Annotated in this window: 23 protein-coding genes; 8 read left to right on the plus strand and 15 right to left on the minus strand. The window is 74.1% G+C overall.

From position 1 onward, the window contains the following. Positions 1-59: 59 nt before the first annotated feature. From AB0K43_RS28425 to AB0K43_RS28445, 5 genes are all read right to left on the minus strand, one after another. The gene (locus AB0K43_RS28425) at positions 60-1,415 is read right to left on the minus strand and encodes a formimidoylglutamate deiminase (RefSeq protein ID WP_363644701.1); all 1,356 of its coding nucleotides are present in this window, start codon (positions 1,413-1,415) and stop codon (positions 60-62) included. Next, positions 1,400-2,590, minus strand: coding sequence for an allantoate amidohydrolase (locus AB0K43_RS28430; RefSeq protein ID WP_363644755.1), 1,191 nt, complete (start codon positions 2,588-2,590; stop codon positions 1,400-1,402). Before AB0K43_RS28430 ends, AB0K43_RS28425 begins: the two co-directional genes overlap by 16 nt. Before the next feature lie 20 nt (positions 2,591-2,610). Beyond that, a complete protein-coding gene (gene hutU / locus AB0K43_RS28435) occupies positions 2,611-4,284 on the minus strand; it encodes a urocanate hydratase (RefSeq protein WP_363644703.1) in 1,674 nt (557 codons plus the stop codon). Between the two features lie 156 nt (positions 4,285-4,440). Then, a complete protein-coding gene (locus tag AB0K43_RS28440) occupies positions 4,441-4,779 on the minus strand; it encodes a hypothetical protein (protein ID WP_363644705.1) in 339 nt (112 codons plus the stop codon). A gap of 155 nt (positions 4,780-4,934) precedes the next feature. After that, the gene (locus tag AB0K43_RS28445; RefSeq protein ID WP_363644707.1) at positions 4,935-5,804 is read right to left on the minus strand and encodes a MurR/RpiR family transcriptional regulator; all 870 of its coding nucleotides are present in this window, start codon (positions 5,802-5,804) and stop codon (positions 4,935-4,937) included. A 207-nt stretch (positions 5,805-6,011) separates the two neighbouring features. Between AB0K43_RS28445 and AB0K43_RS28450 the strand changes: the two genes are divergently transcribed. After that, on the plus strand, positions 6,012-6,407 hold the full coding sequence (locus AB0K43_RS28450) for a hypothetical protein (RefSeq protein ID WP_363644709.1): 396 nt from the start codon (positions 6,012-6,014) through the stop codon (positions 6,405-6,407). Positions 6,408-6,435: 28 nt separating this feature from the next. Here AB0K43_RS28450 and hutH read toward each other — a convergent pair whose 3' ends face one another. After that, on the minus strand, positions 6,436-8,016 hold the full coding sequence (hutH, locus tag AB0K43_RS28455) for a histidine ammonia-lyase (protein ID WP_363644711.1): 1,581 nt from the start codon (positions 8,014-8,016) through the stop codon (positions 6,436-6,438). A 237-nt stretch (positions 8,017-8,253) separates the two neighbouring features. Here hutH and fdhD point away from each other — a divergent pair, with 237 nt between their 5' ends. Beyond that, the gene (fdhD, locus tag AB0K43_RS28460) at positions 8,254-9,069 is read left to right on the plus strand and encodes a formate dehydrogenase accessory sulfurtransferase FdhD (RefSeq protein ID WP_363644713.1); all 816 of its coding nucleotides are present in this window, start codon (positions 8,254-8,256) and stop codon (positions 9,067-9,069) included. 19 nt (positions 9,070-9,088) lie between these two features. Here fdhD and AB0K43_RS28465 read toward each other — a convergent pair whose 3' ends face one another. The 7 genes from AB0K43_RS28465 to AB0K43_RS28495 form a co-directional block, all read right to left on the minus strand. Further along, a complete protein-coding gene (locus AB0K43_RS28465) occupies positions 9,089-9,454 on the minus strand; it encodes a hypothetical protein (protein WP_363644715.1) in 366 nt (121 codons plus the stop codon). 99 nt (positions 9,455-9,553) lie between these two features. Continuing rightward, the gene (locus AB0K43_RS28470; RefSeq protein WP_363644717.1) at positions 9,554-9,883 is read right to left on the minus strand and encodes a hypothetical protein; all 330 of its coding nucleotides are present in this window, start codon (positions 9,881-9,883) and stop codon (positions 9,554-9,556) included. A gap of 127 nt (positions 9,884-10,010) precedes the next feature. Beyond that, on the minus strand, positions 10,011-10,451 hold the full coding sequence (locus AB0K43_RS28475) for a MarR family winged helix-turn-helix transcriptional regulator (protein ID WP_363644719.1): 441 nt from the start codon (positions 10,449-10,451) through the stop codon (positions 10,011-10,013). A gap of 3 nt (positions 10,452-10,454) precedes the next feature. After that, the gene (locus tag AB0K43_RS28480) at positions 10,455-10,943 is read right to left on the minus strand and encodes a MarR family transcriptional regulator (protein ID WP_363644721.1); all 489 of its coding nucleotides are present in this window, start codon (positions 10,941-10,943) and stop codon (positions 10,455-10,457) included. Positions 10,944-11,188: 245 nt separating this feature from the next. Further along, positions 11,189-13,009, minus strand: a complete 1,821-nt coding sequence (locus AB0K43_RS28485) for a sensor domain-containing diguanylate cyclase (protein WP_363644723.1) — start codon at positions 13,007-13,009, stop codon at positions 11,189-11,191. 197 nt (positions 13,010-13,206) lie between these two features. After that, positions 13,207-14,289, minus strand: a complete 1,083-nt coding sequence (locus AB0K43_RS28490) for an adenylate/guanylate cyclase domain-containing protein (RefSeq protein ID WP_363644725.1) — start codon at positions 14,287-14,289, stop codon at positions 13,207-13,209. A gap of 187 nt (positions 14,290-14,476) precedes the next feature. Further along, entirely contained in the window at positions 14,477-15,337 is an 861-nt protein-coding gene (locus tag AB0K43_RS28495) for a biotin--[acetyl-CoA-carboxylase] ligase (protein ID WP_363644757.1), read from the minus strand. A gap of 300 nt (positions 15,338-15,637) precedes the next feature. Between AB0K43_RS28495 and AB0K43_RS28500 the strand changes: the two genes are divergently transcribed. After that, positions 15,638-17,218, plus strand: coding sequence for an acyl-CoA carboxylase subunit beta (locus tag AB0K43_RS28500; RefSeq protein ID WP_363644727.1), 1,581 nt, complete (start codon positions 15,638-15,640; stop codon positions 17,216-17,218). Positions 17,219-17,242: 24 nt separating this feature from the next. Then, positions 17,243-17,461 carry an acyl-CoA carboxylase subunit epsilon gene (locus AB0K43_RS28505; RefSeq protein WP_363644729.1) on the plus strand — a complete coding sequence of 73 codons (219 nt, stop codon included), beginning with the start codon at positions 17,243-17,245 and terminating at the stop codon, positions 17,459-17,461. A gap of 44 nt (positions 17,462-17,505) precedes the next feature. Here AB0K43_RS28505 and AB0K43_RS28510 read toward each other — a convergent pair whose 3' ends face one another. After that, positions 17,506-17,964, minus strand: a complete 459-nt coding sequence (locus AB0K43_RS28510) for a DoxX family protein (RefSeq protein ID WP_363644731.1) — start codon at positions 17,962-17,964, stop codon at positions 17,506-17,508. 224 nt (positions 17,965-18,188) lie between these two features. Between AB0K43_RS28510 and AB0K43_RS28515 the strand changes: the two genes are divergently transcribed. Together AB0K43_RS28515 and AB0K43_RS28520 are read left to right on the plus strand one after the other, a co-directional pair. Then, a complete protein-coding gene (locus AB0K43_RS28515) occupies positions 18,189-18,326 on the plus strand; it encodes a hypothetical protein (protein ID WP_363644733.1) in 138 nt (45 codons plus the stop codon). Positions 18,327-18,365: 39 nt separating this feature from the next. Further along, positions 18,366-18,965, plus strand: coding sequence for a nucleoside triphosphate pyrophosphatase (locus tag AB0K43_RS28520; protein ID WP_363644735.1), 600 nt, complete (start codon positions 18,366-18,368; stop codon positions 18,963-18,965). A 68-nt stretch (positions 18,966-19,033) separates the two neighbouring features. Here the strand turns inward: AB0K43_RS28520 and AB0K43_RS28525 are convergent, their stop codons facing one another. After that, entirely contained in the window at positions 19,034-19,783 is a 750-nt protein-coding gene (locus AB0K43_RS28525; protein WP_363644737.1) for a hypothetical protein, read from the minus strand. A 251-nt stretch (positions 19,784-20,034) separates the two neighbouring features. Between AB0K43_RS28525 and AB0K43_RS28530 the strand changes: the two genes are divergently transcribed. Together AB0K43_RS28530 and AB0K43_RS28535 are read left to right on the plus strand one after the other, a co-directional pair. Continuing rightward, a complete protein-coding gene (locus AB0K43_RS28530; RefSeq protein WP_363644739.1) occupies positions 20,035-20,787 on the plus strand; it encodes a hypothetical protein in 753 nt (250 codons plus the stop codon). Between the two features lie 228 nt (positions 20,788-21,015). Next, positions 21,016-22,788 carry a biotin carboxylase N-terminal domain-containing protein gene (locus AB0K43_RS28535; protein WP_363644741.1) on the plus strand — a complete coding sequence of 591 codons (1,773 nt, stop codon included), beginning with the start codon at positions 21,016-21,018 and terminating at the stop codon, positions 22,786-22,788. The last annotated feature ends 48 nt before the right edge of the window (positions 22,789-22,836 follow it).

Below are 22,836 nucleotides of genomic sequence, written 5' to 3' on the forward strand. Positions count from 1 at the left end.
GTCGGGACCCGGGTGCGGGCCCCACCAGATCAGCCCTGGTGGAGCCCGCACCCGGGATTCTATGACTGGAGAGCGGCGATCGAGTCGCGCAGAGCGGCCGGCACGTCCGCGACCAGCTGGTGCACGCCGTCCTTGACGATGTGCCGGCCGCCGACCACCACGTGCCGCACGTCCGCGGCCGAGGCCGCGAAGACCGCCGTCTCCGCGCCCAGGGCGGGGCGCGGGCCGGCCGTGCGGACGCTGTCCAGCGCGACGGCGGTGAGGTCGGCCAGCGAGCCGGCCTCGATCCGGCCGGCCTCCGGCCAGCCCAGCGAGGCGTGGCCGTCCTCGGTGCCGGCCCGCAGCAGCGCGTTGGCCGTCCAGTGGCCGCGGGTGCGGGTGCGCAGGCGCTCGTCCAGCTCCAGCGCGCGGGCCTCCTCGAACGGGTCGATCACCGCGTGGCTGTCGCTGCCCAGGCTGATCGGGCAGCCCGCGCTCGCCAGCCGGCGGGCCGGCCCGATGCCGTCCGCCAGGTCCCGTTCGGTGGTGGGGCACATGCAGATGGTGGTGGAGGAGTCCGCGAGCAGCCGGATGTCGTCATCGCTCAGATGGGTGGCGTGCACGGCCGAGGTGCGCGGGCCGAGCACCCCGTGGTCGGCGAGCAGCCGGGTCGGGGTGATCCCGTGCGCGGTGAGGCAGGCGTCGTTCTCCGCGGTCTGCTCGGAGAGGTGCACGTGCAGCGGGGCCTTGTGCATCGCCGCCCAGTGCGCGACGGTGCTCAACTGGTCGGCCGGGACGGCCCGGACGGAGTGCACGGCGGCACCGATCCGGGCGTGCTCGGCCCCCTTCAGCGCGTCCACCCGGGCCGCCCAGGCGTCCGCGTCGCCGTCGCTGAACCGCAGCTGTGGCTTGGTCGGCTCGGCGCCGAAGCCGGCCGAGAGGTAGCAGGTGTCCAGCAGGGTGATCCGGATGCCGGCCCGCAGCGCGGCCTCGATCAGCGCCTCGCCCATCGCGTTCGGCTCGTCGTAGCGGCCGCCGCCCGGAGCGTGGTGCAGGTAGTGGAACTCACCGACGGCGGTGATGCCGGCCAGCGCCATCTCCGCGTAGACGGCGGTGGCCAGCGCCAGGTAGCTCTCCGGGTCGAGCGCACCGGCGAACCGGTACATGGTGTCCCGCCAGGTCCAGAAGGTGCCCGAGCCGACCTGCACGGTGCCGCGCAGCGCCCGGTGGAAGGCGTGCGAGTGGGCGTTCGCCTGGCCGGGCAGGACCAGCCCGCCGAGCCGGACGGCCCCGGGCGGGCAGGGCCCGCTGTCCGGGGTGACCTTGGCGATCCGGCCGCCCGGGCCGACGGCGATCAGCACCTGTTGCTCGACCACCGGCCCGTTGGCGTGCGGCAGCCAGGCGTGCTCCGCCCAGTACGTCACCGCTGCTGACATGCGAGGTCCTCCAGTACGTCGGCGAGAGCGGTCACGCCGGCGAGGCAGTCGGGCTCCTCGGCGTGCTCGGCCGGGGAGTGCGACACACCGCTCGGGTTCCTTACGAACAGCATGGCGGTCGGGATCGCCGATGCGAGGATTCCGGCGTCGTGTCCCGCCCCGGTCGGCAGCACGGGCACCTTGCCGAGCCGCTCGGCCAGCCGGTCGCGCAGCGGGCCGTCGAAGTCCACCACCGGGGTGTAGGACTCCCGGGTCAGCTCGACCCGGACGCCGTCGCGCCCGCCGCGCTCGGTGGCGGCCGCGCGGATCTCCTCCACCAGCGCGGTCAGGGTCGGCTCGTCGGCGGCCCGGGAGTCCAGCCAGCCGCGGATCAGCGAGGCGATCGCGTTGGTGCCGTTGGGCTCCACCGCGACCTTGCCGAAGGTGGCCAGGGCGCCGGCCAGTTCGGCCTTCTCCCGGGCACTGAGCACGGTGCTCGCGAAGGTGAGCATCGGATCTCGGCGGTCCTCGATCCGGGTGGTGCCCGCGTGGTTGGCCTCGCCGTGGAAGTCGAACCGCCAGCGGCCGTGCGGCCAGATCGCGCTGGCCACCCCGACCGGGTGCTCCTCGGTCAGGTAGCGGCCCTGCTCGACGTGCAGCTCCACGTAGGCGCCGACCCGGCCGAGCCGCTCGTGGTCGGCCCCGATCGCGGCGGGGTCGTAGCCGGCCCGCTCCATCGCGTCGGGCAGCCGGACGCCGTCGGCGTCGCGCAGCGCGTACGCCTGCTCCTTGCCGAGCACCCCGGCGGTGAGCCGGGAGCCGATGCAGGCGACGCCGAACCGGGCCCCCTCCTCGTCACCGAAGTTGACGATGGCCAGCGGCTTGTCGAACTCGGCGCCCCGGGCGCGGAGTTCGTCCAGCGCGGCGAAGGCGGAGACCACGCCGAGCGGGCCGTCGAAGGCGCCGCCGTCCGGCACGGAGTCCAGGTGCGAGCCGGTGACGATCGCCCCGCCGGCGTTCGGATCGCCGAGCCAGGCCCACTGGTTGCCGTTGCGGTCCAGCTCGTAGGCCAGGCCGCGGGAGCGGGCCTGCTCCTCGAACCAGGCCCGGCACTCGGCGTCGGCGGAGTTCCAGGCGAAGCGGCGGTACCCGCCGGAGGAGGCGGAGCGGCCCACGGGGAGCAGCTCCGCCCACATCCGACGGAAGGAGTCCTCGGTCACAGCTCGTTCATGGGGACGCGGACCCCGCGCTCGTCCGCGACCTCGACCGCGCGGTCGTAACCGGCGTCGACGTGCCGGATGACGCCCATGCCCGGGTCGTTGGTGAGCACCCGGCGGATCTTCTCGCCCGCGAGCGCGGTGCCGTCGGCGACGGTGACCTGGCCGGCGTGGATCGAACGGCCGATGCCGACGCCGCCGCCGTGGTGGATGGAGACCCAGGAGGCGCCGGAGGCGACGTTGACCATCGCGTTGATCAGCGGCCAGTCGGCGATCGCGTCCGAGCCGTCCAGCATGGCCTCGGTCTCGCGGTACGGGGAGGCCACCGAGCCGCAGTCCAGGTGGTCGCGGCCGATCACGATCGGGGCGGACAGCTCGCCGCGCGCGACCATGTCGTTGAAGCGCTCGCCGGCCTTGTCCCGCTCGCCGTAGCCGAGCCAGCAGATGCGCGCCGGCAGACCCTGGAAGTGCACCTTCTCCTGGGCCATCTTGATCCAGCGGTGCAGCGACTCGTTCTCCGGGAAGAGGTCGAGCACGGCCTTGTCGGTCTTGTAGATGTCCTGCGCGTCGCCGGACAGCGCGGCCCAGCGGAACGGGCCCTTGCCCTCGCAGAACAGCGGCCGGATGTACGCCGGCACGAAGCCGGGGAAGTCGAACGCCCGCTCGTAGCCGGCCAGCTGGGCCTCGCCGCGGATCGAGTTGCCGTAGTCGAAGACCTCGGCGCCCTTGTCCTGGAAGCCGACCATCGCCTCCACGTGCCGGGCCATCGACTCGCGCGCCCGGCGGGTGAAGTCGCCCGGCTCGGCGGCCGCGTAGGAGGCCATGTCGTCGAAGTCGACACCGATCGGCAGGTAGCTCAGCGGGTCGTGCGCACTGGTCTGGTCGGTGACGATGTCGATCGGCGCGTCCATCGCGAGCAGCTGCGGGAAGAGCTCCGCCGCGTTGCCCAGCAGGCCGATGGAGAGCGGCTGCTTCTTGTCGCGGGCGGCGACGGCCAGCTCCAGCGCGTGGTCGAGGTTCTTGGCCTCGACGTCCAGGTAGCGGTGCTCGATCCGGCGGGAGATCCGGGACGGGTCGCAGTCGACGCAGATCGCCACGCCGCCGTTCATGGTGACGGCCAGCGGCTGGGCGCCGCCCATGCCGCCGAGGCCGGCGGTGAGGGTGATGGTGCCTTCGAGGGTGTCGTTGAACTTCTTCGCCGCGACGGCGCCGAAGGTCTCGTAGGTGCCCTGGAGGATGCCCTGGGTGCCGATGTAGATCCACGAACCGGCGGTCATCTGGCCGTACATGGTGAGCCCGAGGCTCTCCAGCCGGCGGAACTCCTCCCAGTTGGCCCAGTCGCCCACCAGGTTGGAGTTGGCGATCAGGACCCGCGGCGCCCACTCGTGGGTCTGCATCACGCCGACCGGCCGGCCGGACTGCACCAGCATGGTCTCGTCCTGCTTGAGGGTCTGCAGGGTGCGCACCATCGCGTCGTACGAGCGCCAGTCGCGGGCCGCCTTGCCGGTGCCGCCGTAGACGACCAGCTTGGACGGGTGCTCGGCCACCTCGGGGTCGAGGTTGTTCATGAGCATCCGCAGAGCGGCCTCCTGCTGCCACCCCTGGGTGGTCAGGTTCGTCCCGCGCGCCGCGCGGACCTCGCGCGGACCACTGCCCGTCTGCTGCTGCACCATGCTGCCGGCCTCCCTGCGGATGGATTCATTCAGGATTACGTAGTCTGAATATATCCAATCAATCGACGGTCGGCCAGAGCCCCGCCCATGGACATTCGTCCCGTTGTGTGCAACAGGGGGCCGCCGGGCGCGGCGGCGGGCGGGCCGACCGGCGGCTCAGGCCGCCGCGTCGCCGTCCCAGTCGATGCCGATCTCGGCCAGCCAGCGGCGGTCGTCCGCGCCGACCGCCTCGGCCCGGCCCGGCTGGGCGGGCCCGGACTGCGCCCCGGCCGGCTGTGGGGCGCGCGGGATCTCCCGGATCGGGCCGAGGCCGTACTTCTCCGCGACGCCGGCCGCCGCGTCGGGGTCGATCACGCCGACGTGCACGGCCGTCTCGTCGCCTGCCTCCAGCACCACCAGGTCGGGCTCGGGCGGCTGCTTGAGCGAGATCCGGCGGCCGCAGGTCGGGCAGGACCATTCGTCCGCCCCCGAGGCGAGCCGGCCGGTCAGTCTCATCTGGTGGATCGGACCCATCGCTGCCACCCCCGTCCGGCCCTGGCGCCAGGACCTGCAGAAGGGATGCCCGCTGGAGGGCGCCGGACAACCCACCGACGCCAAGCTGTGCCCATGACGGGCCGCGCCTGCTCCGGGCGGCCCTGCTCCGGGCGGCCCTACTCCAGGAAGAGCCCGCGCGCGGCGGCCGACTGCTCGATCGCCTCCAGCCGCGCCTCGGTGCCGGGGATCTCGTCGCACATGGTCTGCAGCAGCACCCGCCCGAGCATCATCGGCGCGCAGGCGGTGTCGAAGACCAGGCCGGTGCCGACCGCCGCCGGCAGCATCAGGTCGGAGAGCTTGGCGACCGGTGCGAAGGCGCTGTCCGCGACGGTCAGCACGGTCAGGCCGCAGTCCCGGGCGACCGCGAGGGCGTCCATCAGCTCGCGCGGGTAGCGCGGCAGCGCGAAGCACAGCAGGGCACTGGCGCCGGCGAAGGCCGCCTGTTCGATCCGGTCGGCGAGCATCGAACCGCCCTCGTCCAGCAACCGGACGTCGGGGTGCACCTTGGCGGCGAAGTACGCGAAGCCGCGGGCCTGGGCGGAGGCGGCCCGCAGCCCGAGCACCGGCAGCGGCCGGGAGGCGGCCAGCAGGCGGGCCGCGCGGACGATCGGCTCCGGGTCCGCGAGCAGGGCGGCCAGGTGCCGCAGGTGCTCGATCTCGGCCAGCACGGCCTGCTGGTGCTCGTTGCGCACCACTTCGGCCGGGGTCTCGGGGGTGGCGCCCTCGCCGGCGCCGAGTTCGCGCAGCTGCTTGCGCAGCGCCGGGTAGCCGTCGTAACCGAGCGCCACCGCGAAGCGGGTGACGGAGGGTTGGCTGACCCCGGCGAGTTCGGCGACCTCCACGCTGGACAGGAACGGCGCCTCGGTGGCGTGCCGGACCAGCGAGTGCGCGATCCGGCGCTGCGTCGGCGTCAGCCGGTGGCCCTCGAAGAGCTGCAGCAGGCGGGCGGACGGGCCGACGGCGCCGTTCTCCTCCGGGGCGGTCATCGGCGGTACCTCCGAGCTCGGGTTGTGGCGTCCACCGCTGGCGGCGGCGGCAGGACGACTGTGGCGCAGTCCCGCCGGTCGGGCAATGGTGTTTCGGGGTACGGGACGGACGGATTCTCGGGGTGACCCTGACTTCCCCCTGAACCTTCCCCGAAATCCTGGCCTTCGGGTGGCCTTTCCGCTCTCCCGGCCCCGACCATGGAGCCCATGAACACTTCCCAGGACGAGCTGCGGCGCGACCTCGATGCCGCCCTGCAGACCCGCAAGGAGCTGGGCAAGGAGTACGAGTCGGAGATCGTCGACTCCTTCCTGGCCCGGATCGACTCCCGGCTGGACGCCCGGGTCGAACAGCGGGTCGCCGAGCGGCTCGACCGCTCGGGCGGGGGCCCGAGCGGGGTCCGGGGGCGCGGAGCGCGCCTCGGGCTGAGCATCGTCTCGCTGGTGATGGGCATTCCGCTCACCGCCATCGCCTCGGAGAGCGCCGGGACCACCGGCCTGATCGCATGCTGGATCGGGATCGTCGGGGTCAACGTGGCCTCCGCCCTGGGCGATCGCCACCGGGGGCGGGAGCTGCCCCGCGACACCCGGAGCGAGTGGGTCTGACGCCCACCCGCCCCGGGCACCGGGCGGGTCAGGCCAGCGGGCCGGTGACCCGCTCGACCGCGTCGACCAGGTCGCCGGAGGCGACCAGGGCGTGCGCGGCCTCCAGGTCGGGCGACAGGAAGCGGTCCCGGCCGGGGCCCTGCACGCCGGCCGCGCGGGCGGCGGCGATCGCGGCGGCGGTGGCGGGTGCCAGCGGGCCGCTGCTGCCGTCCGCCCGGATCTCCAGCGCGCGGGCCGAGGCGAGCAGCTCGACGGCCAGCACCCGGGCCAGGTTGTCCACGGCCTGGCGCAGCTTGCGCGCGGCCGACCAGCCCATCGAGACGTGGTCCTCCTGCATCGCGGAGGACGGGATCGAGTCGACCGAGGCGGGCACGGCGAGCCGCTTGTTCTCGCTTACCAGGGCGGCCTGGGTGTACTGGGCGATCATCAGACCGGAGTCCACGCCCGGGTCGTCGGCCAGGAAGGCCGGCAGGCCGTGCGAGCGGGCCTTGTCCAGCAGCCGGTCGGTGCGGCGCTCGGAGATCGAGGCCAGGTCGGCGGTGGCGATGGCGAGGAAGTCCAGCACGTAGGCGACCGGGGCGCCGTGGAAGTTGCCGTTGGACTCGACCCGGCCGTCGGACAGCACGACCGGGTTGTCGACCGAGGCGGCCAGCTCGCGCGAGGCGACCAGCTGGGCGTGCGCGAGGGTGTCGCGGCCGGCGCCGGCCACCTGCGGGGCGCAGCGGATCGAGTAGGCGTCCTGGACCCGCGGTGCGTCGTCCTGGTGGTGGCCGGTCAGGCCGGAGCCCTTGAGCACGGCGAGCATGTTGGCGGCGCTGAGCGCCTGGCCCGGGTGCGGGCGGATCGCGGAGTGCAGCTCGGGGGCGAGCACCCGGTCGGTGCCGAGCAGCGCCTCCAGGCTCATCGCGGCGGTGATGTCGGCGGTGGTGAACAGCCGGGAGAGGTCGGCGATCGCCATCACCAGCATGCCGAGCATGCCGTCGGTGCCGTTGATGAGGGCCAGGCCCTCCTTCTCCAGCAGCTCGACCGGCTCGATGCCGGCCTCGGCGAGCAGCTCGCCGGCCGGGCGCTCGACGCCGTCGGGGCCGTACGCGACGCCCTCGCCCATCAGCACCAGCGCGCAGTGCGAGAGCGGCGCCAGGTCGCCGGAGCAGCCGAGCGAGCCGAACTCGCGGACGACGGGGGTGATGCCCGCGTTGAGGATGGCGGCCATCGTGTGGGCGACCAGCGGGCGCACCCCGGTACGGCCGGAGGCGAGGGTCTTCATCCGCAGGAACATCAGCGCGCGGACCACCTCGCGCTCGACGGCCGGGCCCATCCCGGCGGCGTGCGAGCGCACCAGTGAGCGCTGCAGCTGGGCGCGCAGCTCCGGGCTGATGTGGCGGACGGCGAGCGCGCCGAAGCCGGTCGAGACGCCGTAGACCGGGCGCGGTTCGGCGGCGAGGGCCTCGATCGTGGCGCGGGCGGCGGCCATCTCGGCCTGCGCGTCCGGGCCGATCTCGACCCGGGCGTTGCCGCGCGCGACGGCGAGCACGTCCTCGGCACTCACGTCGGCCTTGCCGACCTGGATCACGGGGGCATCGGCGGCCACAGCACTGTGCATATCCATATGCACAATCAGATCAGGTGAATGAGGATATGACAACCGCCCGGGGCAGGACTGGAGGGTCGGGTGTGACGCAGGTCACCCGACCGGAGTCCACCGGGTGCCGCCGCTTCGACCATGACACGGGGGCCGGGCGCCCGCACGCGCCCGGCCGCCCCTCCGACCCGGCCGGCGGATTTCCCGACCGGGCCGCCCGTGGCGCAAGCTGGATCGGGACCGGCGAGCGGAGGCGGTAGGGCGATGGCGCGGGCGACGGTACGGCGGCGGGTGGTGCGACTGGCGGGCGCGGAGCAGTCGACCCGCCCGGACGCGCTGGCGGCGGAGGAGCCGCTGGAGATCAGGCTGGGCGGCGAGCCGCTGACGGTGACCATGCGCACCCCGGGCCACGACTTCGACCTGGTGGCCGGCTTCCTGGTCGGCGAGGGCCTGGTGCACCGGGGCGAGCAGCTGGCGGCCCTGCGCTACTGCGCGGGCACCGACGCGCAGGGGGCCAACACCTACAACGTGGTCGACGCGACCGTCCACGGCGGCGCGGTCCCGCTGTCCGCCCACCGCAACCTGCTGACCACCAGTGCCTGCGGCCTGTGCGGCCGGGACACCGTGGAGGCCGTCCGCACGCACAGCCACTGGCCGGTCGCGCAGGACGGCCTGAAGGTCCGCCAGCAGGTGCTGTACGAGCTCCCGGACCGCCTGCGCGCCGCCCAGCGGACCTTCGAGTCGACCGGCGGGCTGCACGCGGCCGGCCTGTTCGGCGCCGACGGCGAGCTGCTCTGCGCCCGCGAGGACGTCGGCCGGCACAACGCCGTGGACAAGGTGATCGGCTGGGCGCTGCGCGAGGGCCGGCTCCCGCTGACGGGGCATCTGCTGCTGGTCAGCGGCCGGGCCTCGTTCGAGTTGACCCAGAAGGCGGCGCTGGCGGGCATCCCGCTGCTGGCCGCCGTCTCGGCCCCGTCCTCGCTGGCGGTGGACCTGGCCGAGGAGCTCGGACTGACCCTGGTCGGCTTCCTGCGCGGGCAGAGCGGCAACGTCTACACCCGGGCCGACCGGGTCGGCTGACCCTCGGCCGACGCCGCGCTCAGGTCCGACGGCGGGAGCGGCGGACCAGCCAGAGGCCCAGGACGATCAGCGGGACGGCGATCATCAGCACCAGCGCGATCAGGACGATCCCGAGGATGCCGGAGAACAGCCCGCCCTTCTTCTTTTTCTTCAGCTTGCTCTTGGCCAGCTCGGTGCCGGCCCGACGGGTGGCACTCGGGTCGGTGACCGCGGCGACCGCAGTGACCGCTGCACCGGGCGTGCCGGCCGCGGCGGGCGGACCGGCCGCGGACCGCTGCACCACCGCCGGGGCCGTCGTGGCACCGGCCGGTGCGGCGGCCAGCGTGGCACCACCGAACGCCAGCACCACGGACAGGGCCAGACTCGCCCAACGTGTCGTCGTCACGTCAACCTCCCGGGTTCCGGCGGGGATCCGCCGCGGCCGAGCGGCTCGGCCTGCCCCGGCTCGGCTTCCTCGCCGGGCCCCGCCGCAAACCTCGCCGGCTCAGGAGCGCCGGGTGCTCCGGCGGACCAGCCACACCACGAGGGCGATCGCGAGGATCACCAGGATCGCCACCACGAGGAAGCCGATCAGGCCGCCCTTGGACTTCTTCTTCGACTTGCTCTTGCTCTTGGCCAGCTCGGTGGCGGCGTGCGCCCGCTGCCCGGTCGGCGCCTGGGCCTGCGCACCGGCCGCCGGCGCCGCCGCGGGCGCCTGCTGGACGGCCGCGACCGCGGCGGTGCGCGGCGCCGCCACCGCCGTACCGGTCGCCAGCGTGGCACCGCCGCCCGCCAGCGCCAGGGCGAGCAGTACCCCTGCCAGACGTGTTCTCATCTGCCTACCTCGTTCCTGCCCCGGCCCCCATGGCCTGCGACCGGCTCACTGTGGCAGGCGCCGGCCGCACCGCGACAGGGGGGCGGCCCGGCCCGTTCCCAGACTGTGACGGTGTAACGGCTCAGCGTCACCCGGCCGCTTCGGCGTCGGCCCGCTCGGTGACGACGGCCAGCACCCGGGCGGCCACCGCCAGGTCCTCGGCCGGCAGGCCGCCGTACAGCCGCGCGGTCAGCCCGGCCACCGCGGCCCGGACCTCCTCCTGCCGCGCCCGGCCCCGCTCGGTGAGCGCGAGACGGCCGGGCCCGTCGGGCGACTCGGCGAGCAGACCGGCGGTGGTCAGCCCGGCCAAGGCGGCCAGCACCACCGGCGGGTCGACCTTCAGGGCTCCGGTCAGCCGGGCGACCAGCTGCTCGCGGTCGGCCGAACCCCCTTGATCGGCGGTGGCGTTGAGCGCCAGCGACTGGTGGAAGGTGAGGCCGGCCGGCGCCAGCAGGCGCTCCAGCAGGGCCCGGGTGGCGTGGTGGGCGCGGCCGATGATCTGGCCGTTCAGCGACGGGGTGGTGGACATGGCCTACTCCTCGTTCGTCTCGTCGGTCTCTTGCGCGGGGAGGTCGAGCGGTGCGTCCAGCAGGGCCGTCAGCTCGGCGACGAACACCGCGGCGCGCTCACCGGACCGGCCGCCGAGCGGCTCCATCAGCCGGTCGAGCAGCCGGCGCACCACGGCGATCGCGCGACCGGTGACCTCGTGCCCCTCGGCGGTGAGCGACAGCTGGACGGCCCGGGTGTCGGCCGGATCCGCGGCGCGCTCCACCAGGCCGGCCGCCTCCAGCGCGCGGGCCAGCTTGGAGACGTACAGCGGCTCCAGGCCGGTGTGGTCGGCGAGCCGGCGCTGACTCGGTCGGGCGCCGGCCCGCTGCAGGCCGTACAGCGAGGCCAGCAGCGTGTACTGGGCATGGGTCAGCCCCAGTGGGCCGACCGCCCGGTCGACCGCCACCCGCCACTTCGTGGACAACCGCCAGACCAGGAAACCGGGGGTCGGGCCCTCGGGGGATGCGCTCATGAAAAATACGGTACATGGCTACTAAGTACATGGCTAGCATTTCCGGAGGGCGCAGCACCGGCCGCCCCGAAGGACCCCTGCCGGGGGCCGACGCGGCGCCGACCGAGGACACCCGTGGGCGCGCCCGAGCACCGCCCGGGCCCGAGGCGGCCCTCGCCGGAGACACCCCCTGCGGGGGGCCGGTGGCGCGTCGACCGGCACGCTCCGCCGGCGGCGTTGAATCGGCCCTACCCGGAGACCGGGGGTCAGCCCGGGGGTGGGGAGGCCGGGCCGGAGAGGGCGACCGCGACCAAGGCCCGCAGGGCCGAGGAGGCCTGGCCGAGCGGGAGGGTGGAGTCGTCCGCGAACAGCTCCACCAGCCAGCCGCCCGCCGGGTTGGCACCGCCCGCCGCGACCATGCCGCGGTAGCCGCTGACCACCATCACGGCCTCCTCGGCCGGGTCGTTGCCGGTCGCACCGGCCCGCAGCGCGAACGCGCCACCCCGCACGGCACGCAGGGTGGTCGGGTAGTGCCCGAGGTCGAAGACCGCGTCCGGGGCCTCGATCTGGGCCCGCTGGGTCTGCGCCTTGTTGCCGCTGGGCCCGCTGGTCATCCGGTAGACGGCGTGCTGCGCGGTCCGCATCAGCTGGGAGCCGGGCGGTACGTACGAGATCCACCAGCCGACCGCGTTCAGCAGCCGGGCCGAGGTCTCCGCCACGGTGGCCAGCCGGGCCAGGGTGTCGGCGGGGTGGCTGCTGCGCCGCTCGCTGCCCTGGTCCAGCGCGGCCAGCACCGCGGCGAGCAGCTGGCCCGGATCGGCGCTGTGCGCGGCGCCCCGGAAGCGGCGGCGGTCGTGGTTGCCGAGCCGCCCGCTCTGGCCGGGCTTGCGGCCGTCCGCGCGGTGGTGCGGATCGGCGGCGTCGGCCAGCAGCACGGTCGGATCGGGGGCCAGCCCGGGCCCGTGGCTGCGGCCGGCCACCACCGGGTGGGCGGCCCGGGCCGCCTTGGCCCGGTACTGCGCGGCGTCGGCCAGCCGGAACAGCCGGTCGGGGGTGGTGACCGGGCCGATCGAGTCGCCGGTGGAGGCCACCCCGCAGGCCACCCCCTCGCCCTCGGTCAGCTCCAGTGCCCTGGTGCACAGCTCCTCGGCGACGGCGACCACCTCGTCGGCCTTCTGCCCCTCGGCGAGCAGGCAGAACTCGTCGCCGCCGAGCCGGGCGGCCAGGCTGCCGGGGAGCCGGGCGGCGGAGAGCGAGAGCTGCTGGGCGAACCGCTCCAGCAGCCGGTCGCCCATCTCGTGCCCGAGCTCGTCGTTGACCCGCTTGAGCCCGTTGACATCGCAGACCACCAGGCTGACCACGGTGTTGTCGCGGTTGTGCGCCTTCAGCGCGCTCTCCAGCCGGGCGTCCACCGCGCGCCGGTTGGCCAGCCCGGTGAGGCCGTCGGTGAAGGCCAGCCGGCGCAGGTCCGCGACCCGCTCGGTCTGGGCCAGACCGGCCGAGATCTGGGCCGCCAGCAGGGTGGCGTAGTCGGCGTCGGCGTCGGTGAACACCGGCAGGCCGACCGCACGGGCGAGGTAGAGCTCCCCCCAGGCCCGCCCGTGCAGCACGATCGGGGCCACCAGGCAGCAGGCCCGCCCCCGGCGGCGCAGCCCGGCGGCCCGCTGCTGGCCGAAGGCACCGGCCGCCGGATGCGGGTCGGCGGTGTGCGGGGGGTGGTCCTCGGCGGTCTGCACCCAGGCGCGCGGCAGCCGGCCGGTGGTCCAGTGCTCCTCCAGGTAGCTGACGATCTCCGGGAAGTCCGCGACCGGGTAGGACTCGTCCTCGGGCAGCTCCTCCTCGCCCGCCGCCAGCTCGCCGTGGTTGACCAGCACCCGCAGCCGACCCGACTCGCGGTCCCAGACCGAGACGGCGGCCATGGTGGCCGACAGCGCGCCGGTGGCGCGCACGGCGGCGGCGCGGACCGCCTCCAGCGGGGTGAGCGCCCCGGCCATGTCCTGCGCCAGTTCGACCACCGCCTGGAGCCGCAGGTCAGGGGCGGGCTCGGGGTGGGAACAGCCGTTGGTCATGGTCGCCTCGCCACTCACGGATCGCCTCGTCCCTCGCCGCGGGTCCAGTCCTGGATCAAGACTATGGCGGCTCATGAGTGCTATGCCCGATTTGTCAAGGTCAATCCCGGCAAACGGGCCAGGCTCTCCACCTGCCCGCCGGAGCGGGGCCGGCAGGGCGGGGCAGGGCGACACGGGGCGGGACGGCGATCAGCCGAGGCGGGGCGGGGCGGCGATCAGCCGAGGCGGCCGGGGCGGGCCAGCATCCAGGGCTCGACCAGGCCCAGCCCGCGGACCGGGCGGCGCCACATCGGCTGCAGGTGGAAGCGGTGCTCCCCGGCGGGCGCGGGCCCGTCCGCCGCGGCACCCTCCTGGGTGACCGGCGGGGCGGCCCCGATCTGCTCCAGCGCGATGGCCATCTCCCCGTCCACCAGCACCGCGTCGCGCGGCGCGATGGAGGTCAGCCGGCTGGCCAGGTTGACGGTGGTGCCGAAGACGTCGCCCATCCGGGAGGTGACGGTGCCGAAGGCCATCCCGACCCGCAGCGCGGGCATGATGTCCTCCTTGGCCAGCGTCTCGACCAGGCTGAGCGCGATCTCGGCGGCGGTGGCCGGGTCCTCGGAGACGTAGAGGATCTCGTCGCCCAGGGTCTTGATCACCCGGCCGCCCTGGCCGGCGATCAGGTCGGAGCAGGTGTTCTCGAAGGTCTCGACCAGCTCGCCGAGCTCCTCCTCCTCCAGCCGGCGGGAGAGTCGGGTGAAGCCCACCAGGTCGGCGAAGCCGACGGCCAGGCGCCCGCTGGTCATCTCGGTGTCCTCGGCGGCCTGCACCACCCGGCCGGTGACGGCGGCCAGCTGCCGGCGCCAGACGTAGACCAGGAACTGCTCCAGCTCCGGCAGCAGCAGCTCGACCAGCGGGTAGGCCACATCGGCCCGGGTCATCCCTGGTTCGACGGCCTGGGTGAGGTTCTCCAGGAAGGTGTCCATCTGCCAGCCGGCCAGCCGGGCCGTGGTCTGCCCGGTGGAGCGGGCGACCTGGATCGCCATCGGCTCGCTCAGCAGGCCGGACTCCACCAGGCCGGCCAGCCGGCGCAGCGCGATCACGTCGTTGTCGGTGAGGGCCCGGGACTGGCCGATGTCGGGGAAGCCCATCGCCCGCCAGAAGCGGGTGGCGAGCTCCATCGGCACGTCGGCGGCGCGGGCCGCCTGGTACGGGGTGTAGCGGCGGGGCGCGTCCAGGATCAGCCGCTCCAGGTCGAGCGCGACCGTCAGGTCGTCGTCGTCCTCGTGCTCGCCACCGCCGCCGCTCTCGTCTGCCACCGATCCGTCCCCGTGCGGTCGCCGCACTTGCCTCATGTCCTGCCTGTCCGATGGCGCGCGACCACCCCTCGGGTAGTGGCGCGCCTCACACCGCTGCCAGGTGGAATGTTCGCACGGAATTGCAGGGCATGTCTCCTGAGCTGTACCGACGGCCCGGCCACCGGGCGCGTCCCCGGTGGTCAGCCGGTCAGGACGGCTGCGGGCGGACGTGCACCACGTCGCCGGCCGCCACCGGGTGGCGGGCACCGTCCTCGGTGCGCACCACCAGGCGGCCGTCACCGTCCACCGCCACCGCTTCGCCGCGCAGCTCGCGCTCGCCCGGCAGCTGCACCAGGACCGGCCGCCCGAGGGTGCCGCACAGCGCGGTGTAGGCCGGCAGCAGGCCGCTGGCGTGCGGGTCGCCCGCCGCGGCCGTCCACCCCCGGTACAGCTCGGCGAACTCGCGCAGCAGCGCCCGCAGCAGGGTCTGCCGGTCGGTGACGGCGCCCCCGGCCAGCGCCAGCGAGGCGGCGGCCGGCACCGGCAGCTCGGCCGCGCGGAGCGAGACGTTGACGCCGAGGCCGACCACCACCGCGCCGTCGGCCAGCTCGGCCAGGATGCCGCCGACCTTGCGCTCGGCACCGTCCACGGTCACCAGCAGGTCGTTGGGCCACTTCAGGGAGGTCTCGACCTCGGCCACCCGGGCCAGCACCGCGGCGGCCGCCACGCCGGTCAGGATCGGCAGCCAGCCGTAGCGCTCGACCGGCACCCCGGTGGGCCGCAGCAGGACGGAGAGGAAGAGGCCGGAGCGGGCGGGGGCGGACCACTGCCGGTCCAGCCGGCCGCGCCCCGCGGTCTGCTCCTCGGCGATCAGCACGGTGCCCTCCGGGGCCCCCAGCTTTGCCCGGGCGGACAGGTCGCTGTTGGTCGAGCCGGTGTCGGTGACCACGTCGAGGGAGGTCCACAGCCCGCCCGGCACCACCAGGTCGCGGCGCAGCACGGCGGCGTCCAGCGGCGGGCGGTCGAGGTCGGTCCACGGCGAGGGGCCGTCGTGGCCGAAGCCACGCAGTCCGCTGCGGCGGGGAGGGGTGGGGCCGGTGGGCGCGGTGGGCTCGGTCACCGGCCCAGCGTACCGACGCGGTGTCAGCCGACCGCCGAGGCGGCGGGGCGCGCGTCGGGCCCGGCGGCGGCACCCGGCCGTAAGCCGCCCCATCATCGCGCAGAACGGCGCCGGACACACTGTGTCGCCTGCCATAACCGGAACGGCCCGGCGCTGGCTACGCTACTCAACGGTAGTTCGCAGCGCCGCCCTGCCCGGAATCCCACCCCTGCGTCAGGCCGCGGCCCATGGACCAGGGAGAGCCACCGGATGACCGAGGCCCCGTACGACCCGCACACCACCGCCGGCAAGCTGGCGGACCTGCGGCGCAAGCTGGACGAGGCGGTGCACTCGGGCTCCGCCGCCGCCGTCGAGAAGCAGCACGCCAAGGGCAAGCTGACGGCCCGTGAGCGGATCGTCGAGCTGCTGGACGAGGACTCCTTCGTGGAGTTCGACGAGTTCGCCCGGCACCGCTCCACCAACTTCGGCCAGGAGAAGAACCGGCCGTACGGCGACGGCGTGGTGACCGGCTACGGCACCGTGGACGGCCGCCAGGTGGCGGTCTTCGCCCAGGACTTCACGGTCTTCGGCGGCTCGCTCGGCGAGGTGTTCGGCGAGAAGATCGTCAAGGTGATGGACTTCGCGCTGAAGACCGGCTGCCCGATGATCGGCATCAACGACTCCGGCGGCGCGCGGATCCAGGAGGGCGTGGTCTCGCTCGGCCTGTACGGCGAGATCTTCCGCCGCAACGTGCACGCCTCGGGCGTGATCCCGCAGATCTCGCTGATCATGGGCCCCTGCGCGGGCGGCGCGGTCTACTCCCCCGCCGTCACCGACTTCGTGGTGATGGCGGACCAGACCTCGCACATGTTCATCACCGGGCCGGACGTGATCAAGACCGTCACCGGCGAGGACGTCGGCATGGAGGAGCTGGGCGGCGCCCGGACCCACAACACCAAGTCCGGCAACGCGCACTACCTGGCCGCCGACGAGAAGGAGGCGATCGAGTACGTCAAGAACCTGCTGTCGTACCTGCCCTCCAACAACCTCTCGGACCCGCCGGTGCTCCCCGAGCAGGCCGACCTGGCCGTCTCCCAGGAGGACCTGGAGCTCGACACCCTGGTGCCCGACTCGGCGAACCAGCCTTACGACATGCACACCGTGATCGAGCACATCCTGGACGACGGCGAGTTCCTGGAGGTCCAGGGGCTGTACGCGGGCAACATCCTGACCGGCTTCGGCCGGGTCGAGGGCCACCCGGTGGGCATCGTCGGCAACCAGCCGATGAACCTGGCCGGCTGCCTGGACATCGCCGCCAGCGAGAAGGCCGCCCGGTTCGTGCGCACCTGCGACGCCTTCAACATCCCGGTGCTGACCTTCGTCGACGTGCCCGGCTTCCTGCCCGGCACCGGCCAGGAGTGGGACGGCATCATCCGGCGCGGCGCCAAGCTGATCTACGCCTACGCCGAGGCCACCGTGCCGCTGATCACCGTGATCACCCGCAAGGCCTTCGGCGGGGCCTACGACGTGATGGGCTCCAAGCACCTGGGCGCCGACCTCAACCTGGCCTGGCCGACCGCGCAGATCGCGGTGATGGGCGCGCAGGGCGCGGTCAACATCCTGCACCGGCGCGAGATCGCCGCGGCCGAGGACGTCGAGGCCAAGCGGGCCGAGCTGCTGGCCTCGTACGAGGACACCCTGCTCAACCCGTACCTGGCCGCCGAGCGCGGCTACGTGGACGCCGTGATCGCGCCGAGCGAGACCCGGCGGCACATCGTGCGCGGGCTGCGGGCGCTGCGCGGCAAGCGCGAGACCCTGCCGCCCAAGAAGCACGGCAACATTCCGCTGTAGCCCCCGAAGGGAGAGGATGGACCCATGCCCCCGATCCATGTGCTGCACGGGCAGCCGACCCCCGAGGAGCTGGCCACCGTCCTGGCGGTGGTCTCAGCCCGGGCCGCCGCCGCGCAGGCTGCCGCAGAGGCAGCCCGCCGGACGGACGGCCCGGCCTCCCCGTGGCGTGACCACGCCCGGCGGGTACGCCCGGCGCTGCGCCCCGGCGCGCACGCCTGGCGCACCTCCGGCTGGGCGCACTGACCGACCGAAGGCCCCCGGCAGGGGGCCTTCGGCCCGTCCGGGGCTCAGACCTCGGCCGTGACCAGCTCGTCGGCCGCGGCGGGGGCCTGGGCCCGCCGGGTCAGCACCGCGCCCAGCGCGAAACTGCCCGGCCCGGCGAAGGCGATCAGCAGGAAGACCCAGGAGAACAGCGCGGCGCTCTCGCCGCCGTTCTGGATCGGCCACAGCGCCTGTTCCTGGTGCACGTCGAAGTAGGCGAAGGCCATCGAGCCGGAGCACAGCAGCGCGGCCACCCTGGCCCCCAGCCCGACCAGCACCAGGCCGCCCGCGACCAGCTCGATCAGCCCGGCGTAGAAGCCGGGCCAGGCCCAGGTGTCCACCGTGGCACCGTCCCCGACACCGCCGAGCACGCCGAAGAGCTTGGCGGCGCCGTGGCAGACGAAGAGCAGGCAGACCACGATCCGGAACAGGCCGAGGACGTGCGGTCGGGCGGCCTCGACGGCCTCGCGCGGGACGAACGGCATGGGACGACTCCTCGTTCGGGGGGATGAGCCGGGGCTTACTTAGGCTTGCCTAAGCTAAGAAACCTCGGCAATCCCGGCGCCGAGGAATTCACCTGCGCGTGACAAATCGTCACGCCGTCGGCACATCAGGTGACCTGCGCGGTGCGGGAGTCCGGCCCCACCGGCGACGGACCTGAGTACCCGTACTCAGGCGGCCGGACCGCCCCGCGGCGCAAGCTGATGATGTGCTCTGGTCAGACCCTCGCGACGAGCCCTCGCCCGAAGCCCGCCAGGCGCAGCGGATGCTGCGCCGGGCCGGCCTGCTGCTGGCCGTCGTCACCGTGCTGGCGGCCCTGCTGCTGATGTACCAGCGGGTGCCGTGACGGCCCGGGCCCTGCCCGGCAGGCCCTAGGCTGGGCCGCATGACCGACCGTCGCACCCTGGTACTCGCCTCCGCCTCCCCCGCCCGGCTCGGGCTGCTGCGCCAGGCGGGCCTCGACCCGCGGGTGCAGGTGAGCGGGGTCGACGAGGACGCGCTCAGCGCCCCCACCCCCGCCGAACTCGCCCTGGTGCTGGCCGAGGCCAAGGCCAAGGCGGTCGCCGCCGGGCTGACCGCCGGCGAGCTGGTGATCGGCTGCGACTCGGTGCTGGAGCTGGACGGGCAGGCGCTCGGCAAGCCCGCCGACGCCGCCGAGGCGCTGCAGCGCTGGCAGTCGATGCGCGGCCGGGCCGGCGTGCTGCAGACCGGCCACTGCGTGATCGACACCGCGAGCGGCCGGCAGGTCTCGGCGACCGCCTCCACCACGGTGCGGTTCGGCACCCCGGACGACGCCGAGATCGCCGCCTACATCGCCAGCGGCGAACCGCTGCACGTGGCCGGCGCGTTCACCCTGGACGGCCGCTCGGCGCCGTTCGTCGAGGGCATCGACGGCGACCCGGGCAATGTGATCGGCCTGTCGCTGCCGCTGCTGCGCCGGCTGCTCGCCGAGCTCGACGTGCGGATCACCGACCTCTGGGTCTGAGCCCGGGAGCCGCCGGCCGCCCGGCATGGGCAGCCGGCGCGCCCGGCAGGTCCGCCCAGGTGGCGCGGTCAGCCGGCCGGCGGCGCGTACCGGGCGAGGAACGCCTCGACGTCGGGCAGCGCGCCGTCCTTGAGCAGCGAGGCGCCGTGGTTGCCGCCCGGGTAGACCTTGAGCTGCTTGTCGGCCGAGACCGCCGCCGCGTGCAGGCTCCGCGCGTCGGCCGGGAACGCCCCGTCGTGCTCCTCCACGGCGAAGAACACCGGCACCGTGAGCCGCTTGACCGCGGTGGCCGCGTTGTCCGCGCCGAACGACTCCGGGCCGCTCAGCGAGACCACCGCGGCCACCGGCACCGCCAGGCCGGGGAGCGCGCCGGCCACCAGCGAGCCGGTGCCGCCTTTGGAGGCACCGATCAGCACCAGCCGGGTGGCGCCCTTGGTCTTCAGGTAACCGGCGACCGACTCGATGCCGGTGGCGACGTCACCGTTGGCGGTGAACGGCAGCACGGCGTACCCGGCCCGGGTGAAACCGTCCAGGTAGGGCAGCCAGTCGCAGAGGCTGCCGCCGTTCTGGTGGGAGAACACGATCGCGACCTTCGCGCCGCCCGCGTCGGAGTCCCGGAAGTACCCGTCCACACTGCTGACGTCACTCGGTACGGTGATCGCGCCCTTGGCGCCCTGCTCCTTCGTCAGGCACCCGTAGGTGGCCACCGTGGCGCTCGGCACGGGCCGGGCCACCTCCTTCCCGCCGCTCGATCCGCACCCGACGAGCAGCAGCGCGAGCGCCGCCGGGCCCGCCGTGGACCAGGTGATCCGCCTCATGACTCCCCCGTGAATCAGCCGTCACGGCCACCTGCGGGCCGTGCGCCGCACGCTAGGGACCGGGCCCATGGAGCGTCAATGGTCTGGACCATTACGGTTGAGGCGCGACCGATCCGGAGCACTCCGCTCCGATTCGCCGTTGCGGATCCGGACAGAACCGGCCGCGTACATCTGTCGCAGTGACCCACCGCCCCGGGCCCGCCCGCGCCGCTAGGCTGGCGCAGCCGTCCGACCGGAAAGGAGGCCCGGGGATGACCGACAGCGTGCTGAACGTGGTGCTCGGCCTGGTGGCCAGCGCCATCAGCGCAGGTCTCGGCTGGCTCGCGCAGTCCCTGCGCCGTCGGCGGCGACTCGGGCGGATCCGGGCGTTCTTCGGGATGCCCGCCGGCACCGAGTGCCTGCTCGTGGTCAACCACCATGCCGCGTCCGAGAGTTCCAAGAGCGTGTCGCGCCACGACGTGTACGCGCTGATGGAGCTGTCGGCGCTGGTGAAGGAGTGCGGCGCGCAGGCCGAGATCGTGGTGCACGACCAGGTCCGGCAGGGGCTCGGCAACAAGGCGGAGTTCTGCCTCGGCGGCCCGGCCAGCAATGCCCGCACCGCGGCCCACCTGGCCTCCTGGCTGCCGGGCGTCGACTTCGCGATACAGAACCCGGACGGGCCGTACGGCGACACCACCATCAAGGTGGGCGAGCAGGAGTTCGCGTACGTGCACCCGGACGCCGCGCCGGAGGGGCAGACCTACGTCCTGCTGGCCCGGCTGCACCCGCGGCCGGGCAGCCGCCCGGTGTTCCTGATCGCCGGCCAGACCGCGACCTCGAACCACGCGGCGGTGCGACACCTGGTGGCCAACCACCGCGCGCTGTCCCGCCGGCACGGGGTGGACGGCACCTTCGCGCTCGTCCTGCGGGTGGTCAACGCCCGGGCGTACGGCCCCGACGTGGTCGAACTCGCCGCCGACGTGACCGCGGCGGCCACCACCCGGACGGCCCCGGTGGCCGCCTGACCGACCCTCATGTGGCCAAGACCACACCCCCGACCGCGCGGCTCCAGCCGCCCGCGGGCCCGGCTCTACGGGCGCGCGTAACGTCACCACCAGCGAGGTGTCCCGCTCCGTGACCGGATGATCACGGGCGTGCGTCACGCTCCGCGTGGGCTAGCTCACCACCTGGGGCTACTCGCCGGTACGACCCCGCAATCCCTAGACTCAACGAGGTTCAAGAAGGGAGCCACAGTGCGCAAGGTGCTCATCGCCAACCGCGGAGAAATCGCCGTCCGGGTCGCCCGGGCCTGCCGGGACTCCGGTATCGCCAGCGTCGCCGTGTACGCCGAGCCGGACCGGGACGCGCTGCACGTCCGCGCGGCCGACGAGGCCTACGCGCTCGGCGGCGACACCCCGGCCACCAGCTACCTGGACATCGCCAAGGTCCTCAAGGCCGCCGCGGACTCGGGGGCGGACGCCGTCCACCCGGGCTACGGCTTCCTGTCCGAGAACGCCGAGTTCGCCCAGGCCGTCCTCGACGCCGGGCTGACCTGGATCGGCCCGCCCCCGCAGGCCATCCGGGACCTCGGCGACAAGGTCACCGCCCGGCACGTCGCCCAGCGGGCCGGCGCGCCGCTGGTCGCGGGCACCCCGGACCCGGTGGCCGGGGCCGACGAGGTGGTCGCGTTCGCCTCCGAGCACGGCCTTCCGGTCGCCATCAAGGCGGCCTTCGGCGGTGGCGGTCGCGGCCTCAAGGTCGCCCGCACCCTGGAGGAGATCCCGGAGCTGTTCGAGTCGGCGGTCCGCGAGGCGGTCGCCGCCTTCGGCCGCGGCGAGTGCTTCGTCGAGCAGTACCTGGACAACCCGCGGCACGTGGAGACCCAGTGCCTGGCCGACCAGCACGGCAACGTGGTGGTCGTCTCCACCCGTGACTGCTCGCTGCAGCGCCGCCACCAGAAGCTGGTCGAGGAGGCGCCCGCGCCGTTCCTCACCGCCGAGCAGAACGCCGAGCTGTACCGGGCGTCCAAGGCGATCCTGCGCGAGGCCGGCTACGTCGGCGCCGGCACCTGCGAGTTCCTGGTCTCCCAGGACGGGCTGATCTCCTTCCTGGAGGTCAACACCCGGCTCCAGGTCGAGCACCCGGTCTCCGAGGAGGTCACCGGCCTCGACCTGGTCCGCGAGATGTTCCGGATCGCGGACGGCGAGGAGCTCGGCTACGACGACCCGGAGGTCCGCGGTCACTCGATCGAGTTCCGGATCAACGGCGAGGACCCGGGCCGCAACTTCCTGCCGGCCCCCGGCACGGTGACGCTGTTCGCGCCGCCGTCCGGCCCCGGTGTCCGGCTGGACGCGGGCGTGGAGAGCGGCTCGGTGATCGGCCCGGCCTGGGACTCGCTGCTGGCCAAGCTGATCGTCACCGGCGCCAGCCGCAAGCAGGCGCTCCAGCGCGCGGCCCGCGCGCTGGCGGAGTTCAAGGTGGAGGGCATGGCCACCGCCATCCCGTTCCACCAGGCGGTCGTCACCGACCCGGCGTTCGCGCCGGAGCTGCACGGCAGCGACGAGGCCTTCACGGTCTTCACCCGCTGGATCGAGACCGAGTTCGACAACACCATCCCGGCCTTCACCGGCGCGGGGCCGGACGCCGAGGAGGCGGACCAGCGGGAGACCGTGGTGGTCGAGGTCGGCGGCAAGCGGATCGAGGTCTCGCTGCCCTCCTCGCTGGGCGTCTCCACCGCCCCGGCGGCCGGCGCGGGCGCGGCCAAGACCAAGCGCCGCGCGGGCGCCAAGAAGGCCGGGTCCGCGGTCAGCGGTGACACCCTGGCCTCACCCATGCAGGGCACCATCGTCAAGGTCGCCGTGACGGAGGGCCAGACCGTCGCCGAGGGCGAGCTGATCGTCGTCCTGGAGGCGATGAAGATGGAGCAGCCGCTCAACGCGCACAAGGCCGGCACCATCGTGGGTCTCAAGGCGGAGGTCGGCGCGAGCGTCAGCAGCGGCGCCGCGCTCTGCGAGATCAAGGACTGACGCCGGATCCGGTCCGGGAACCGGTCCGTGTGCCCTCGGGGGGCGCGC

The organism is Kitasatospora sp. NPDC049258, from assembly GCF_040678895.1.
Lineage (GTDB): Bacteria > Actinomycetota > Actinomycetes > Streptomycetales > Streptomycetaceae > Kitasatospora.